Source organism: Rhodanobacter ginsengiterrae (genome assembly GCF_050026815.1).
Taxonomy (GTDB): domain Bacteria; phylum Pseudomonadota; class Gammaproteobacteria; order Xanthomonadales; family Rhodanobacteraceae; genus Rhodanobacter; species Rhodanobacter ginsengiterrae.
The window spans coordinates 1-1,651 of the sequence record NZ_JALBWO010000017.1 but is presented as its reverse complement, the minus strand read 5'-3'; the positions used below and the strand labels follow the sequence as shown (position 1 = coordinate 1,651).

The 1,651-nt window shown below is 57.0% G+C and carries 1 protein-coding gene; it reads left to right on the top strand.

Annotation, left to right across the window (positions count from 1 at the left end; genetic code table 11):
- Positions 1 to 952: 952 nt before the first annotated feature.
- Positions 953 to 1,243, top strand: a complete 291-nt coding sequence (locus ACQGNJ_RS00090) for a hypothetical protein (protein ID WP_426687215.1) — start codon at positions 953 to 955, stop codon at positions 1,241 to 1,243.
- Positions 1,244 to 1,651: the final 408 nt, after the last annotated feature.

Below are 1,651 nucleotides of genomic sequence, written 5' to 3'. Positions count from 1 at the left end.
TGACGAAACCATGGTTAGTAATGGTGCGTGACCGTTCGCTGTCTAACCAGTCATTCGAGGCGGACGGCTTCGCCGCCGCTCAATTCCAGCGTTAGGCCCCATGTCGAACATCTCCCTAATATCAAGCATAGAGAACTCTTTGGCCTCGGTTCGGTCGGGCAAAGGCGAAGTCGAGTCCTTGGCTACAGTCGTGAGGGAGAGCGGCCGGGCTCTTGAGGGCGTGCCCTACAGTTTGGCGCGCGACGTAACAAGCTTGGCCGACGCATTGGATCTCTGTGCGTATCAACACAAGGAGGGCTTTGTGCCCAACCTAGACTCTGCTCTTTCGAATCTAGAGACTTGGCTACGTCAGCTTCCTCGGCACGTGGCCTAACCACTCATTCGAGGCGGACGGCTACGCCGCCGCTCAATTCCAGCGTTAGACACTATGGAATATACGCTTCACTACCGATCCACACGCGCCGAGATTTGGCGCTGGTACTGGCGCTCTTGGAGAACCAAGTATTGGTGGCAGCAATGCCTAATGGCTGCCTTCGGAACTATGATCGCCTTCGGTGTCTCTGCGGCGCCCTTCAGCTTTCGTCAATTCGGAACGTCCTTCGCCGTCGTTCTGCCTCTAGTCGTAGTTGGTTTGGCGTTACGCACGCAAGTCCTATTCAAAAATGAGGAGCGTGTCCTCTCTGTTGGCCCATCTGGGTGGTCTACCCGTATCGGTAGGAAATCAGGGGCCCGGTCGTGGGCGGAAGTTGCAACGGTCCAAGAAGCCCAGGATGCTATTGTCATTGTTGGCACCAATGGCAATGGGCTCATCATTCCTTCTCGGGCTTTTCCAGACGCAGCCTCCAAACAGCAATTCTTCAAAGACGCTCAGGGTTGGCACGATGGTCGTGGCGTCTAACTACTCGTTCGAGGCGGACGGCTACGCCGCCGCTCAACTCCAGCGTTAGAGCGCATGAAACAGACCTCTGCGGCAAATCTGGCATTGCTTCTGGTGGTCGTTGGCTGGGCGCTGGCGTATTACGGTGTTATGTCGCAGCTAGGCGATCCATCGCCTTCCGTGCCACACGCGCAAATCGAAGCTGCTCGGCATGTATCACTTGTCGTATTGTACATCGGTGTAGTGAGCATCCTGGCCGCGCTATGGCTGTCCGGTTACAGCTTCTCCGCAGCAAAAGTTCGTGCCAGCGTTTGTGTCGCCCTCATCTTGCTGCCATCAGTCGTTGTGGCATGGAGCACGTTCTAGGTGGCAGTGCGCTCTAACCACTCATTCGAGGCGGACGGCTTCGCCGCCGCTCAATTCCGGCGTTAGGGCTCATATGGGCGTTTCCCCGACGATCGAAGCGAATGTTCGCTCAACCTTCTCTGAGCATGACGCCCGTACAGCACTCGCCTTGCTCACCAGCATGCTTGAGCCGACCCAAACTCCTGAGTGGGCTGTGGCTCGCGAGCGCGTTCAAATCGCAGCGCTCATGCTTGCTCGCGGCAACCTCGACTCCCTCAAGGCCGCGGTCAAGCAATCTCAGGTAGATTGGCGCGACACGCTTACGTCGGCAGGTCGGGTTCACCCCCGATTTCACGGACACTTACGAGAAGGCCGATGCGGCCGATGAGGAGTGTTCATGTCGAAGCGAAGAAAATTCAGCAGCGAGTT

What these genes read in the sequence shown, in the direction of transcription:
- ACQGNJ_RS00090 (WP_426687215.1), top strand. Translation starts at nt 953, where the DNA reads ATGAAACAGACCTCTGCGGCAAATCTGGCATTGCTTCTGGTGGTCGTT.